Origin of the sequence: Pantoea sp. GbtcB22 (assembly GCF_019091025.1) — a bacterium.
In the GTDB taxonomy this organism is placed as follows: domain Bacteria; phylum Pseudomonadota; class Gammaproteobacteria; order Enterobacterales; family Enterobacteriaceae; genus Pantoea; species Pantoea leporis.
In genome coordinates this window covers 1-238 of the sequence record NZ_JAGXKB010000799.1, presented here as the reverse complement: position 1 = coordinate 238, position 238 = coordinate 1, and the positions used below count along the sequence as shown (strand labels likewise).

General features: G+C 58.0%; 1 pseudogene. It reads right to left on the bottom strand.

The window, feature by feature from the left end:
* Positions 1–238 (bottom strand): annotated as a pseudogene (locus tag KVT28_RS26725) (CbbBc protein); the annotation flags it as partial.

Here is a 238-nt window from a genome sequence, read left to right as displayed (position 1 = left end):
AAAGCCGGGAATCGTGGCGGCCATGTGATCGCGAATCAGATCGTAATTGCCTGCCATCGCCAGCCAGTCCGTTTTATCGCTGCCTAATGTCGCATGGGCTATGCCAGCCACAATCGCGGTTTCAGGACGCTGCGTCTCTGCCAGGGGAATGCCGACGCCTTCTGAGGCGTGCACCATGCTGCACGAGTCTTCCACGGTGATGTACTGATTACCGCTTGCCTGACGATCGCGTTCGGTA